The organism is Streptomyces coerulescens (assembly GCF_042657965.1).
GTDB classification, from domain to species: Bacteria; Actinomycetota; Actinomycetes; order Streptomycetales; family Streptomycetaceae; genus Streptomyces; species Streptomyces coerulescens.
In genome coordinates, this window is the sequence record NZ_JBHSKM010000043.1 from 79,372 (window position 1) to 90,978 (window position 11,607).

Below are 11,607 nucleotides of genomic sequence, written 5' to 3' on the forward strand. Positions count from 1 at the left end.
TCGCCTCATGGACGAACCGGTACGGCGGCGCGCACGAATGCCCGCCCGCCGCGCACTGCCTCCCATCCGGACTTTAACCGTCGGTCCAGGAATTTCACCTGGTCAACCGGCCGCTGGAGGCGACCGGGTCGCGGACTGTAACCGCCGGTTCGGACTTTCACCGACCCCGGAGTGCGCTGCTTCTGGTACAGGGCCAGTGTGCCACGCCTGATCGGTGTCCATACGGGCGAGGGGTGTGGGGTGGCTCACAGGCCCTTGCGCTGGACTTCTACGACGGCCGGCCGGGCCCCCAACTCCCTTGCGCGGAAATGCCCTTGAGATTGGTCCATACCTATTGACGCTATGGTCTAGTCCATTTTACTGTGCGGGAACCTCCCCGTCCTCGGATCCCTCTTCCCTTGGAGCCCCCCGCAGACGGCCCGGCGGCGGTGACGACGGCCCTTGCCCGCCGCCGGGTCTCCCAACTCGTGCCCGCGGCGCCTCTGGCAGGGTGAGGGCATGACGAGCGCGACCGCCGAAGAGTTCGAGACACACCGCCCGCGGCTGTTCGGCCTGGCCTATCGCCTGCTCGGCTCCGCGGAGGAGGCCGAGGACACCGTCCAGGACGCCTATCTGCGCTTCAGCGGCGCCGACCGGGACACGATCGAGCATCCGTCGGCCTGGCTGGCCAAGGTCGTCACCAACCTCTGCCTCAACCGGCTGACCTCCGCTCGCGCCCGGCGCGAGCGGTACGTCGGCCCCTGGCTGCCGGAGCCTGTGGCCACCTCGGACGGCGCCCTCGGCCCCCTCGAGGCCGCCGAGCAGCGGGATGCCGTGTCCCTGGCGATGCTCGTGCTGCTGGAGCGGCTGACCCCGACCGAGCGGGCCGTGTACGTGCTGCGGGAGGCGTTCGCCTACGGCCACCGGGAGATCGCCGAGGCGCTGGATCTGACCGAGGCGAACTCCCGGCAGCTCTACCGGCGCGCGGTACGGCGGGTCGGTGAGGACCGCTCGCGGTTCGAGTCGACTCCCGAACGGCAGGAGGAGCTGGTCAGGTCGTTCCTCACGGCGGCCCGCGACGGTGACCTCAGCGGGCTGGAGAAGCTGCTGGCGGCCGACGTCGTCTGGTCGAGCGACGGCGGCGGAAAGGTCTCGGCGGCACGGCGGCCGATCGAGGGCCGGGAGAAGGTGTCCCGCTTCCTCGCGGGTGCGTCGCGGACGTTCCTGGCGGGTGTGGACTTCACGCTCGCCGAGGTCAACGGTTCGGCCGCGGTGGCCGTCTGGGCGGGCGACACCCTGATGACGGTGATGGCGTTCGACGTGCGGGACGGGCTGATCGGGCACGTGCGGGCCGTGGCCAATCCGGACAAGCTGGAGTTCGTGGGCCGGCAGCTGGCGCGGGCGTAGACCGGCCCGAGCGCGCGGCGGGTTCCGGGCTGTCACATTTCGCGCGGGTGCCCGGTCCCTAGTCGGCGAGGGGGCGCTCCGCCCGGGAGCGCCCGGCGTCCGAGAGGACTGAACAGCATGACCACGATCCTGGTGACCGGCGGCACCGGCACGCTCGGCCGGCTCGTCACCGAGCGGCTGCGCGGGGACGGCCACGAGGTGCGGGTGCTCAGCCGGCACGCCCAGCCGTACGCCGTCGACCTGCGCAAGGGCGGTCCCGGCCTGGACGCCGCGATGGCGGGCGTGGACACGGTCGTCCACTGCGCGACCTCGACGAACGGTGGTGACGAGGAGGCGGCGGGACAGCTGATCGCGGCGGCGCGGAAGGCCGGCGTACGGCATCTGGTGTACATCTCGATCGTCGGCGTCGACCGGGTGCCGCTGGGCTACTACAAGGCCAAGCTCGCCGTGGAGCGGATGGTCGAGGAGTCGGGGCTCAAGTGGACCGTGCTGCGCGCGACCCAGTTCCACGACCTGGTGGTGAAGGTGCTCGGAGCCCTGGCCAAGGTGCCGGTCGTGCTGATCCCGTCCGGCGTGCCGGACCAGCCCGTCGAGGTCGCGGAGGTGGCGGACCGGCTGGCCGAGCTGGCCGTGGCGGCTCCGGCCGGACGGGTCGCCGACATGGGCGGACCCGAGGTCCGCAGCTTCGACTCGCTGGCCCGCGCCTATTTCAAGGCCGCGGGCCGCAGGCGGCTGGTCGTGAACGTGCCGCTGTGGGGGAAGGCGTACCGGAGCTTCCGCTCGGGCGGTCATCTGGCGCCGGAGCATGCGGTGGGCAAGGGGACGTTCGAGGAGTATCTGGGGCGGCGGGTCGGGGGCGCGCGGGGCGTCTGACCCTGCGCCGGCAAGGCCCGTGTGCCGTCGGCCTGCCCGGTTCTCCCGTGGTCAGCGGTCCGGCGGCGCGAACAGTTCGTTCTGCGCCGCGTCCCGTGCGGTGAGCAGTGCGCCGCGCAGGACGGCGCCGCCGCCCAGGCCGCTGGGCCGCACCACTGTCGCGAGCGGCGACATCCGGCGGATCCGTTCCTCCACCCGCGCGGCGAGCACCTCTCCCCCGGCCTGCCCGACCTCGCCGCCGAGGACCACACAGCCGGGGTCGAGGATGGCGACGACCGAGGCGACGCCGATGGCCAGGCGGTCGGCGAGGGTGTCCAGGAAGCGCTCGGCCGGGCCGGTGAGGTCCGAGGGCCCGGCACGCTCCGGCCGGCCAGCGGTCCCGGCGACCAGCGCGACGGCGCTCCCCACCACCCCCGCCGCGAGCGGCCCGGACGCGGCGGCGTCCTCGACCGGCAGGCCGTACGACTTTGCGAGTTCCACGATCGCCGTCGACCCCGCCAGCGAGTGGAAACCGCCGTCGCAGTCCACCGCCGACGGCAGCCCCGTCGTCCCGGGCACCGGCAGGAAGCCGATCTCGCCGGTGCCGCCGGAGGCGCCGCGGCGCAGGGCGCCGTCGAGGACGACCGCAGCGCCGGTGCCGTGGCCGAGCCACAGCAGGACGAAGGTGTCCCGGTCGGCCGCCACTCCGTCGCGCTGTTCGGCGAGGGCGGCGAGGTTGGTCTCGTTCTCGACGTTGACGCGGGCCTCGGGGAGCCGTTCCTGAAGGGCCGCGACCAGGCTGCGGTGCCATTCGGGCAGGCCGCTGGAGTCGCGCAGTTCACCGCTCGCCGGGTCGATCAGGCCCGGGGCACCTATGCCCACCGTGTGGAGCCGGTCCGCCCCGGCCTCCTTCACCACCCGTTCCACCAGCGCCACCGCCTGCTCCACCGCCGGACCCGTCCCGGTGTCGCCGCCGATCGGCACCGACGCCTCGGCGAGCACGGTCCCGACCAGGTCGGACACGAGCACCGAGACACCTTCGGTACGGACGTCCAGGGCCGCCAGCTGGGCGCGGTCGGCGACGATGCCGTACAGCTTGGCGTTCGGGCCGCGGCGCTGCTCGCCGGCCTCGCCGACGACCGCTATCAGGCCGGCGTCTGTGAGGCGATCGACGAGGTCGGCCACGGTCGGCCGGGACAGTCCGGTCAGCTGCTTGAGCTGTCCTGCCGTCAACGCGCCCTGCTGCTGGAGCAGTCGGAGGGCGAGCCGGTCGTTGATGGCCCGGGCGGTGCTCGGGGATGCGGGCATGCCGGGATCCTTCCAGATCGGCCGGGCCGTGCGGGGCACGGCAGCGGGTGGCCGCGAAAACACTCTATCTATCAGGCAGGGTTCCTGATAGTTTACGGCCGACTCAGGCGAAAGCGAAGACCGGGAGGGGCCGCACAATGAGTGGGATGGTCTACGACCTGCGCGAAGTGAGGCGAGCCCGGTATGCCGTGGCCGCCGTCTTCGCCGTGCACGGCGCCGTCACCGGCTCGTTCGCGACGCGCGTGCCGTGGATCCAGGACCATGCCGGCGTCAGCGCGGGCCAGTTGGGCATCGCGCTCGCCTTCCCCGCGCTCGGCGCCTCCGTGGCGATGCCGCTGGCGGGCAGCATCACCCACCGCTTCGGTGCCCGCAACGCCCTGCGCGGACTGATCGCCCTGTGGACGCTGGCGCTGATCCTGCCCTCGCTCGCCCCCAACCTGCTGACGCTGTGTCTGGCGCTGTTCGTCTACGGCGCCACGGCCGGCATGGCGGACGTGGCGATGAACGCGCTCGGCGTCGAGGTCGAGACCCGGCTCGGCCGGTCGATCATGTCGGGCCTGCACGGCATGTGGAGCGCCGGCGCCCTGATCGGCTCGGCGGCCGGCACGCTCGCGGCACACCTCGGCTCGGACGCCCGGCTGCACCACGCGCTCGCGGCGGTGACGCTCACGCTGCTCGGTGTGGCGGCCTGTCAGTGGGTGCTCGACCTCCAGCCCGCCGAGGACGAGGAGCCGCCGCCCCGGTTCGCGCTGCCGCCCAGGTCGGCGCTGCTCATCGGCGCGGTCGGGTTCTGCGCGGTGTTCGCGGAGGGGGCGAGCCTGGACTGGTCGGCGGTCTATCTGCGGGACCAGCTGGACACCTCGGCGGGTCTCGCGGCGGCCTGCACGACCGGGTTCACGCTCACCATGGCGATCGCCCGGCTCGTCGGCGACAAGGTGGTGGACCGCTACGGCTCCGTGCGCACGGTCCGGTTCAGCGGTGTCCTCGCCACGCTCGGCGGACTGCTGATCATCGTCTCGGACCAGCCGGCCCTGGCGATGACCGGGTTCGCACTGCTGGGGCTCGGCATCGCGGTGGTCGTGCCGCTGTGCTTCGCCGCGGCCGGCCGCAGCGGCCCCAACCCCTCGCTGGCCATCGCGGGCGTCGCGACGATCACCTACACCTCGGGGCTGATCGCCCCGAGCGCGATCGGCGGGATCGCCCAGGCCACCAGCCTGGTGGTGTCGTTCTGCCTGGTCACCGTGCTGTCCTTCGGACTCGTCGTGTTCGCTCGCGTTCTGCGGGCCGGCGACCGTGAGCGCCCGAAGGTCAGCCGACCGGACGCAGCAGTTCCCGACCCGCGGCCCTGAAGCCCTCGCTCCACGGCGCCGGGCGCAGCGTCCCGGCGTCCAGCCGGACCAGGACCCGGGCGCCGTGGGCGTAGGTCACCGAGCCGTCGGCCGAGCAGAACCGGAAGCCGTACGTCAGCCCGGTGTTGCCGAGCCGTTCCAGCCAGAGGTGGACGGCGTAGACGCCGGGCCTGGTGACCGGCGTCTCGTAACCGATGCGCAGCTCTTTCACCGCGTTGCAGGCATCGCCGGCGGCGACCCAGTCGCCCTCGAAGCGGAAGCCGTGCTCCTGCCACAGCTCGGCCCAGGCCCGCTCGACCATCAGCGGGTAGCGGGCGTTGTGCAGCAGTCCGAGCGCGTCCAGGTCGTCGAAGTGGACGGTGACGGGGACGAGTCGGCCGTAGGACGTGGGCGCGACGGGGGCTTCGGCGGTCACGGGTGGGTCTCCTGGGGCGTACGGGATGGCTCCCACCATCCTAAGCGGGCGCTCAGCATCCCTGATGGGCCCGGGCCGGCACCGTCTCCGGTGTCCCTGACAATGGTCCGGACACCCACCCGCACGACGAAAGCGAAACCGCACCATGGATCTCGGCGTCCGCTGGAAACTGCACGGCGACGGACGCACCCCCGCGCCCGGAGCGGTCGTCCGGCCCGACGAACGGCTCTCCTGGCCCCGTACGGTCGGGCTCGGCGCCCAGCATGTGGTGGCGATGTTCGGCGCGTCGTTCGTGGCGCCGGTCCTGATGGGGCTCGACCCCAACCTGGCGATCATGATGTCGGGCGTCGCGACGGTGATCTTCCTGCTGGCCACGCGCGGCCGGGTGCCCAGCTATCTCGGCTGCTCGCTCTCCTTCGTCGGCGTCGCGGCGGTGATCCGGGCCGACGGCGGTTCGAGCGCGGTCGTGACCGGTGCGGTCCTGGTCGTCGGCGCGGTGCTGTTCCTGGTGGGCCTCGCCGTGCAGCGGTTCGGGGCGCGGATCATCCACGCCACGATGCCGCCGATCGTCACCGGCGCGGTGGTGATGCTGATCGGCTTCAACCTCGCCCCGGTGACGGCGTCCACGTACTGGCCGCAGGACCAGTGGACGGCGCTGCTGGTGATGCTGTTCACCGGTCTGGCCGTGGTCGGTCTGCGCGGTTTCTGGTCCCGGATCGCGATCTTCCTGGGCCTGGTCTTCGGCTACGGCGTCTCCTGGGCCTCCGACCGGATCTTCGGCCGGATCCACTCGGCCGACGCGAGCGGCAAGGTCACCGACCACTGGCGGCTCGACCTCTCCGGCGTCGGCAAGGCCGACTGGATCGGCCTGCCCGATCTGCACGGCCCGTCCTTCCAGTGGTCGGCGATCCTGGTGGCGCTGCCCGTCGTCATCGCCCTGGTCGCCGAGAACGCCGGGCACGTCAAGGCGGTCGGCGAGATGACCGGCGACAACCTGGACAGCAAGCTGGGCACCGCGATCTCCGCGGACGGGGCCGCCTCGGTGCTCTCCACGGCGGTGGGCGGCCCGCCCAACACCACGTACTCCGAGAACATCGGCGTGATGGCGGCGACCCGCGTCTACTCCACCGCCGCCTACTGGGCCGCCGCCGGCTTCGCGCTGCTCTTCGGCGTCTGCCCCAAGTTCGGCGCCGTCGTAGCCGCGATCCCCGGCGGTGTCCTCGGCGGCATCACCGTCATCCTGTACGGCATGATCGGCCTGCTCGGCGCGCAGATCTGGATCAACGCCAAGGTGGACCTGCGCAATCCGCTGAACCTGGTGCCGGCCGCGGCGGGCATCATCATCGGCGTCGGCAACGTCACCATGGAGTTCACCGACACCTTCCAGCTCAGCGGCATCGCCCTGGGCACGCTGGTCGTGATCACCGGCTACCACGCGCTGCGGGCGTTCGCCCCGGCCCACCTCAAGACGCAGGAGCCCCTGCTGGACGAGGGCATGTCCTCCTACGACGACGAAGGGACTCAGCGCGCCAAGTCGTAGGCGTACGACGCCGTGAAGGTCCCCGGGCTGCCCTTGCACCCGTCCGACTCCCCGGGGAGCTTCACCCACAGGTAGGCGTCGATGCGCGCCTCACCCGTGGCCAGCGTCGGCGCCCGGCCCAGCTTGCGGCCCGCCGGATCGCACCACTCCCCGTCCGCCGGAGCACCGGCGCCGTTGCGGCTGGTGTCGATGACGGCGCCCAGGCCCGCGGGGCCGCCGAGCGCGTCGAGGACCTGCCGGTCGTAGGCGATCTCGGCGGGTGTGGTGTGGAAGTTGGAGACGTTGCTGAAGACGCCGTCGGAGGACGCGGTCGAGGCGGCGCCGGCCTGTCGCAGCCACCGGGCCTGCCGGGCGGGCGTGTTCCATCCGGAGTGGCCGGCGTCGTAGTAGACGCGGACCTTGGGGTTGGCCGCCTTCAGGACGCGGCCCGCGCGGGCGAGGGAGGCGAACCGGTCGGCGCGGGCACCCTCGGAGAGGCACTCGGCCTGGGCGACGGAGTCGGGCTCCAGGACGACGATGACGTCTCCGGTGCCGAGCCCGGCGGCGAACCGGTCGATCCAGTCGTCGTAGGCGTCGAGGCCGGGCGCCCCGCCCTCGGAGTACCCGCCGCAGTCCCGGTCCGGTATGGCGTACGGCACGACCACCGGCACCCGCCCGAGCGCCGAGCCGCCCGAGGTGACCGCGCGGACCCGGGCGGTGATGGTGTCCGGCGTGAAATCGGCGAACCACACCGCGGCCGGCTGGGCGGCGATCCGGGATTCGATGACGGCGTGCCGCGGGTCGGCGGGGTGGTCGCGGACCCACTCCAGGACCTGGGAGTCGGGGTGCCGGTAGAGGCGGCTGGAGACCCCGGCCGTGCTCTGCTTCCTCTCGGTCCGCGGCGGCGAGGGCGTGGCGGTGGCCTTCTCCCGCGTCCGGGTGGGCGAGGCGGACGTCGGCGAGGGGGACCTCGTGACCGACGGGGAGGCGGACGGCAGAAGCGGCAGGGACTGCAGGCTCGGCGAGCGCGTCACCCGGGGCGGCCCGGCCTCGTCGGCGCCCCCGCGGTCCTCGAGCGCGGAGATCATCCCGGTCGCCGCGCCGACGGCGGCAACGACCGAGGCCGCCACCACCATGACGCTCCGCCGGGCCGTCCTCCTGCGCTCGGCCCTGCGTGCGGCCAGTCGCTGGGCGCGTGAGCCTGGCACGGTCCTGCTCCCCCTCCCCCACAGCGAGCGCGTCCCCCGTTCTGGGGAAGCGCCGGGCCCGCCGACACTGCGGCCACCCTAAAGCTGGGACATTGCCCCCATGGCGCAATGCGAACAATTCACCACAGCCGTGGACGCGGTCATCTCCCGTATGCGCTCCCTTGAAGCGATGCTCCCCGAACGCGACGGTGTCGCCGTCTTCAACCGCGTCTACCTCACCGTCACGGAGGAGGTCGACCGGCACATCGACGGCGGCCGGTTCCCGGACGCGCGGGCGGCGATCACGCTGGACGCGCGGTTCGCGGAGCGGTATCTGGCGGCCGTGGAGTCGGCCGAGGACGAGCGGCGTGCGCCCGCGTGCTGGCGGCCCCTGTTCCAGATGCGGCGCCATCCGGGTGTACGACCGTTGCAGTTCGCGCTCGCGGGCATCAACGCGCACATCGGCCACGATCTGGCGCTCGCCGTGGTGGACACCTGTCGTAGCCTCGGCTGCGAACCCGTCGATCTGGAGGACGAGTTCGAGCGCGTGGGTGATCTCCTCGTCTCGCTGGAGGAGCGCATCCGCGAAGATCTGATGCCGGGTCCCGATCTGCTCCAGATCGCCGACCCGCTCACCCATCTGCTCGGCTCCTGGAGCCTGGAGCGCGCGCGGGACGCCACCTGGTCGTCGGCCCGGGCGCTGTGGGCGCTGCGCAGGTTCCCCGACGTCGCCGAGGAGTTCACGGAGCGGCTCGACGCGGCCGTGGGGCTCGCGGGACGCATGATGCTCACGCCGCTGGCGGACTGATCTCGGCCACACCGCGCGGTACATCTGACCCACGCGGGTACCCGAGTTAAGTTGAGGATTGAACCGTCAGTGACGCATGGGACGTCATCTGTGACGGACCGACGCAAAGGAGCGTACGGATGACCCTTCGGCTGGGGCTCAGCCTCCCTCAAGCACAGCAGTACGACATCGGCCGCGACGTACCGGACGTCGCGCGCGCCGCCGAACGCATCGGCTACGAGAGCCTGTGGGTCTACGAGCGGGCCCTGTTCCCCGAGCCGCAGACCCAGGGCCTGTACGGCATCGAGGGGCTGGCGTGGCCCGACATGTACCGGGGCGTGCCCGACCCCTTGGTGACGCTGACGCTGGCGGTGACGGCGACCGAGCGGGCCCGGCTCGGCACCAGCGTCCTGGTGGCACCGCTGCACAACCCGTTCCAGCTCGCCAAGGCGCTCGCCACGCTGGACGCGGCGAGCGGCGGCCGGGTCGTGGCGGGCTTCGGCACCGGCTGGTCGCTCGACGAGTACGCGGCGGCGGGCGTGGCGCCGTTCGAGGAGCGCGGCAAGGTCCTCGACGAGATCATCGACGTGTGCCGGGCCGTGTGGGGCCCCGACCCCGTGTCCTACGAGGGCCCGCACTCCAAGGTCGCCTCGGCCGTGGTCTCGCCCAAGCCCGCCCGGCCGATCCCGATCCTGGTGCCCAGCAACAGCAGGAAGGCGATGACCCGGCTCGTCGACCGCCTCGACGGCTGGATGCCGATCGCCATGGGCGCCGAGCAACTCACTTCGCAGTGGCGCCAGTTGCAGGACCTCGCGGCCGAACGCGGACGCACCGAGCCGATCCAGGCCGTGGTCCGGGTCAACGTCCAGTACAGCCCCAAGGCGTACGACGGCGCCGACCGCGCCGCCTTCCAGGGCAGCGTCGACCAGATCGTGGAGGACCTGGCCGCGCACGCCGCGGACGGGCTCGACGAGTTCTTCTTCGAGCTCCAGGGTCTCGCGCGCGACGCCCAGGAACTGAAGGACGTCGCCGCCGAGGTGTACGAGGCGGTGCGGGCCGCCGGACTGTGACGGCCCCGCCCGGGGTCAGTCCTCGGGCAGCTCGACCGGCGCGATCTCGTCGTACACGTCGCCCGGACCCGGGTTGACCGCGTCCGTCGACCCGCCGAGGTGGTGCATGACGCCCCAGACCGCGTTCAGCGCGGTCTGGACGGCGCCCTCGGCCCAGCCGGCCGTCCAGGAGATGTCGTCGCCGGCGAGGAAGATGCCCCGCTTGTCCTCGGGCAGCCGGTCCTGCATGAAGTGCGTGAACAGGCGCCGCTGGTAGCGGTAGTGGCCGGGCAGGTTGGCCTTGAACGCGCCCATGAAGTAGGGCTCGTTCTCCCAGGAGACGGTCACCGGGTTGCCGATGATGTGCTTCCTGATGTCGACCTTCGGGTAGATCTCGCCGAGCGACTTCAGCATGACCTCCATCCGCTCGTTCGCGGACAGCGGCAGCCACTTCAGGCTGTCGTCGCACCAGGTGTAGGAGAGGCAGATGACGGCGGGCTTGTCCGGGCCGTCGTCGAGGAGGTACGTCCCGCGGGTCATCCGGTCGGTCAGCGTCATCGACATGACGTCCCGGCCGGTCTCCTCGTCCTTGTCCAGCCAGAACGGCCGGTCCACGGGCACGAAGAGCTTCGAGGACTCCATGTAGTGGGTGCGCTCGATCGCCGTCCAGTGGTCGATCGGGAAGAGCGAGTCGTCACAGGCGATCTTGGAGAGCAGCATCCAGGACTGGGCGGTGAAGATCGCCGCCGGGTAGGTGCGGATGTCGCCGTTGGCGTCGGTCACGGTGATCCGGTTGCCGGCGGCGCGGTGCAGCCGGGTCACCGCCGGCCGGGGCGCGCCGTTCTCGTGCAGCGACGCCAGCGAGGTGCCGTAGCTCCAGTGGACGATCTTCTCGGGCTCGCGCTCCCACAGGCGCACCGGCAGCTGCTGGGAGCCGCCGACGATGCCGCGGTGGTGGTCGTCGGCCTCGGTGTAGACGACGCGCAGGATCTCCAGGATGGAGTTCGGGAAGTCGGTGTCCCAGCCGCCGGTGCCGAAGCCGACCTGGCCGAAGATCTCGCGGTGCCGGAAGGACTTGAAGGCCTCGGAGTCGCAGAGGAAGCCGTAGAAGGTCTGGTTGTCGAGCTTCTCGACGAGCTTCGCCCAGATCTCACGGATGCGCGGCACGTCCCGCTCGCGCATGGCGCGGTTCATGTCGGAGAAGTCGGCGCCCTCTTCGAGGCACTTGTTCCAGGCCTCGGCGACGTCGCGGTAGACCTGCGGCAGGTCGTCGATCGTCTCGGCGTAGTGCGACTCGCCCTTGAGGTCGACGACGGTCGAGGGCGTCGCCTCGGCGAGGGGGTTGGGGAACGGGCTGGTCTTCAGGCCCACCAGGTCGATGTAGTGCTGGAGCGCAGTGGAGGACGGTGGGAAGCGCATCGCGCCCATCTCGGCCGTCAGGCCCTCGGTGCTCGGGCCGTCGAAGCCGACGGTGCGCAGCCGGCCGCCGATCTGATCGGCTTCGTACACGACCGGCTTCAGGCCCATCTTCATCAGCTCGTACGCGGCGATGAGACCGGACAGACCGCCGCCGATGACCGCGATCTCGGTGCCGTGCTCGGTCGCCGGTATCTGGCCGAGGCCCGCCGGGTGGGCGAGGAAGTCGTCGTAGGCGTAGGGGAAGTCCGGGCCGAACATGGTGATCGGCGGCTGCTGCTGCTCGTCGGTGTGCTCGACGGCGTTGGGCACCATGGACGTCATGGGGTACGGACTCCT

10 protein-coding genes and 1 riboswitch are annotated in these 11,607 nt (G+C 71.9%); of the genes, 6 read left to right on the top strand and 4 right to left on the bottom strand.

Translation table 11 applies throughout. The features are described 5' to 3' along the window. Positions 1-48: 48 nt before the first annotated feature. A riboswitch (FMN riboswitch) is annotated at positions 49-179 on the bottom strand. 319 nt (positions 180-498) lie between these two features. Further along, positions 499-1,386, top strand: a complete 888-nt coding sequence (locus tag ACFPQ9_RS36730) for an RNA polymerase sigma-70 factor (protein WP_380863126.1) — start codon at positions 499-501, stop codon at positions 1,384-1,386. A 117-nt stretch (positions 1,387-1,503) separates the two neighbouring features. Further along, complete coding sequence (locus tag ACFPQ9_RS36735) at positions 1,504-2,259, top strand: SDR family oxidoreductase (protein ID WP_380863128.1); 756 nt, start codon at positions 1,504-1,506, stop codon at positions 2,257-2,259. A 51-nt stretch (positions 2,260-2,310) separates the two neighbouring features. Here the strand turns inward: ACFPQ9_RS36735 and ACFPQ9_RS36740 are convergent, their stop codons facing one another. Further along, positions 2,311-3,546, bottom strand: a complete 1,236-nt coding sequence (locus ACFPQ9_RS36740) for an ROK family transcriptional regulator (protein WP_380863130.1) — start codon at positions 3,544-3,546, stop codon at positions 2,311-2,313. Positions 3,547-3,683: 137 nt separating this feature from the next. Between ACFPQ9_RS36740 and ACFPQ9_RS36745 the strand changes: the two genes are divergently transcribed. Next, positions 3,684-4,895, top strand: coding sequence for an MFS transporter (locus ACFPQ9_RS36745; protein WP_380863132.1), 1,212 nt, complete (start codon positions 3,684-3,686; stop codon positions 4,893-4,895). Here ACFPQ9_RS36745 and ACFPQ9_RS36750 read toward each other — a convergent pair. Next, a complete protein-coding gene (locus ACFPQ9_RS36750; protein WP_380863134.1) occupies positions 4,855-5,310 on the bottom strand; it encodes an acyl-CoA thioesterase in 456 nt (151 codons plus the stop codon). The two genes, ACFPQ9_RS36745 and ACFPQ9_RS36750, sit on opposite strands and share 41 nt — an antisense overlap. A 145-nt stretch (positions 5,311-5,455) precedes the next feature. Here ACFPQ9_RS36750 and ACFPQ9_RS36755 point away from each other — a divergent pair, with 145 nt between their 5' ends. After that, entirely contained in the window at positions 5,456-6,850 is a 1,395-nt protein-coding gene (locus ACFPQ9_RS36755; RefSeq protein ID WP_380863136.1) for a uracil-xanthine permease family protein, read from the top strand. On the opposite strand, the gene ACFPQ9_RS36760 is transcribed toward ACFPQ9_RS36755, so the two are convergent. Then, positions 6,832-7,965, bottom strand: coding sequence for a glycoside hydrolase family 6 protein (locus tag ACFPQ9_RS36760; RefSeq protein WP_380863374.1), 1,134 nt, complete (start codon positions 7,963-7,965; stop codon positions 6,832-6,834). The genes ACFPQ9_RS36755 and ACFPQ9_RS36760 overlap by 19 nt on opposite strands. Before the next feature lie 172 nt (positions 7,966-8,137). Here ACFPQ9_RS36760 and ACFPQ9_RS36765 point away from each other — a divergent pair, with 172 nt between their 5' ends. Beyond that, positions 8,138-8,824, top strand: coding sequence for a DUF5995 family protein (locus ACFPQ9_RS36765; RefSeq protein ID WP_380863138.1), 687 nt, complete (start codon positions 8,138-8,140; stop codon positions 8,822-8,824). 119 nt (positions 8,825-8,943) lie between these two features. Then, positions 8,944-9,873, top strand: coding sequence for an LLM class F420-dependent oxidoreductase (locus ACFPQ9_RS36770; RefSeq protein WP_380863140.1), 930 nt, complete (start codon positions 8,944-8,946; stop codon positions 9,871-9,873). A gap of 15 nt (positions 9,874-9,888) precedes the next feature. Here ACFPQ9_RS36770 and ACFPQ9_RS36775 read toward each other — a convergent pair whose 3' ends face one another. Continuing rightward, the gene (locus ACFPQ9_RS36775; protein ID WP_380863142.1) at positions 9,889-11,592 is read right to left on the bottom strand and encodes a flavin monoamine oxidase family protein; all 1,704 of its coding nucleotides are present in this window, start codon (positions 11,590-11,592) and stop codon (positions 9,889-9,891) included. Between the last annotated feature and the right edge of the window lie 15 nt (positions 11,593-11,607).

Coding starts and splice junctions, on each gene's coding strand:
- ACFPQ9_RS36745 (WP_380863132.1), top strand. CDS start 3,684: ATGAGTGGGATGGTCTACGACCTGCGCGAAGTGAGGCGAGCCCGGTAT.
- ACFPQ9_RS36760 (WP_380863374.1), bottom strand. CDS start 7,965: ATGGTGGTGGCGGCCTCGGTCGTTGCCGCCGTCGGCGCGGCGACCGGG.
- ACFPQ9_RS36775 (WP_380863142.1), bottom strand. CDS start 11,592: ATGACGTCCATGGTGCCCAACGCCGTCGAGCACACCGACGAGCAGCAG.
- ACFPQ9_RS36735 (WP_380863128.1), top strand. CDS start 1,504: ATGACCACGATCCTGGTGACCGGCGGCACCGGCACGCTCGGCCGGCTC.
- ACFPQ9_RS36730 (WP_380863126.1), top strand. CDS start 499: ATGACGAGCGCGACCGCCGAAGAGTTCGAGACACACCGCCCGCGGCTG.
- ACFPQ9_RS36740 (WP_380863130.1), bottom strand. CDS start 3,546: ATGCCCGCATCCCCGAGCACCGCCCGGGCCATCAACGACCGGCTCGCC.
- ACFPQ9_RS36765 (WP_380863138.1), top strand. CDS start 8,138: ATGGCGCAATGCGAACAATTCACCACAGCCGTGGACGCGGTCATCTCC.
- ACFPQ9_RS36755 (WP_380863136.1), top strand. CDS start 5,456: ATGGATCTCGGCGTCCGCTGGAAACTGCACGGCGACGGACGCACCCCC.
- ACFPQ9_RS36770 (WP_380863140.1), top strand. CDS start 8,944: ATGACCCTTCGGCTGGGGCTCAGCCTCCCTCAAGCACAGCAGTACGAC.